At 41.7% G+C, this 1,647-nt stretch carries 2 protein-coding genes; both read right to left on the bottom strand.

Annotated features, from left to right (window positions below):
- A partial coding sequence (locus WB217_RS06420) for an acetamidase/formamidase family protein (protein ID WP_423991747.1) occupies positions 1-602 on the bottom strand: 602 nt, incomplete at its 3' end.
- Between the two features lie 104 nt (positions 603-706).
- Positions 707-1,647, bottom strand: a 941-nt coding sequence (locus WB217_RS06415; RefSeq protein WP_423991745.1) for a hypothetical protein, incomplete at its 5' end; no start/stop codon positions are given.

The following is a 1,647-nucleotide window of genomic DNA, read 5'->3' as shown; positions in this document are numbered from 1 at the left end:
GCGGGGATTTCAATACCAGAAACGCTGATTTCTCCGTCACCCATCGCCGCATGCAGGTCACCTAATGCGAAGAGTGCCCCTTCCTGGAAGACAGGGAAATAGAGGGTAGCGCCTGTGGTAATTAGTTTTGTGTCCATGTTCCCGCCGTGTGGTCCTGGGGTACCGTTGTTTACCGCGTCACCTTCAGGAGCAACCCCGATTACACCAATCATTGGGTTAAGGGGCAAGGAGATTTTTTCATTAAAAACGGCTTTGCCATCTTTAACAGGTATGATCTTCACTTCGAAATCTTTCAAACGATGTCCCATAACGCCGAGCTCTGGCCCTACTACCATGACACCTTGAGTTCCTAATCTGATGTCATCAATCGTTACTTTTAAAATATCTCCTGGTTGAGCACCCTCTACAAATACTGGCCCTGTTGCAGGATTGATTTGATTCCAGTCAATTGCGCTGAAAGTCGTATCTTCAGATGTAATCTGATCCTGGAAACAATCAAACGTTTCGATTTCGACCTGAGTGCCAGACTTCACTGTAAGCGCAGGCTGATTGTTTTTATCCATCGCATAAATAAATGTTTGGGTGGATAACTGTGCAGTCATAGATTTGCCTCCTTAATCTTTTGTATTTTCTGAATACTTAAAATTCTAACTGTTATTGATTCGATATGTTTGCAGAATTTCAATCTCTTTTTACAGGATTTTATCTATGTCGGGAAGATTTTGAACCTCGAGATGATCATCTGCACGATAAAAGATAGGAGGGCGGAGATCGGTGCAATCACCCAAATATTATCAATGGTGGTACTCAGCCATAAGCCGGTGATCCCCATCAGCCCAACACTAAGATTGTATTGCTTTTGGTGAAAGCTCCCTTTGAAGTAAGCAAAAATAAAGGGGACGCCCGCAGACGAAAAGAAAGATACAAAGTAGGGGAGCCATGCTCCGATATTAGGAGATAGCCAGACTGCAGCGAATCCGGTCATGATGGATAAAATGATTCCGACTAAATATGCTTGTTTTAATAATTGATGGGAACTAAGCTGTGTTTGTTGTCTGGATCTGGCATACAAAAACAGGCTCACAAGTGAATAGAGTGAATGACCAGTTCCTATAGCCAGCATGGCAATCACAATATAGATGATAATATGGGACAATAAGCCGTTCATTTGCATCATTTGGGACAATGGCAGCGCCTTCTTTTGGACAACGATGTAAATCGTTAAAACGGCAAATGCCAGCGATAAAGCAGTCCATGAAAATATAGAAAATCTTAGTGCTGACAGACGATGATTTGATTTTACAATATTAATAGAAGACCAAAAGGAAAAACTCGTAATGGTATGGCCAAGCATGATAAAAAGGAAAGTTAAAAAAGACAGTCCATTTTCTGTAAAACTCCCGCTGAAGATCCCGTTAAAATAATAGTTGAATTGCTCATAAACCAGCCCGATACCTGCGCGTAGATAAATCGTAAGCGCTGTAAAGGAAACGACGAAAAATATCGCAAATGACAGCAGGGTTCCAATTTTGTTGACGCCATAATTTCCACCTAAGCCAAATAAAATAAATCCAACGCTGAGGAAAAGAAAAACGCCCAGGACTGGGGAATGATGAAATAAATCGCGAAAAATAATGGCAATCACGG

Origin of the sequence: Mesobacillus sp. (assembly GCF_049588175.1) — a bacterium.
Classification (GTDB): domain Bacteria; phylum Bacillota; class Bacilli; order Bacillales; family Cytobacillaceae; genus Mesobacillus.
The sequence above is the reverse complement of the archived record's forward strand: the minus strand, read 5'-3'. Positions and strand labels throughout refer to the sequence as shown.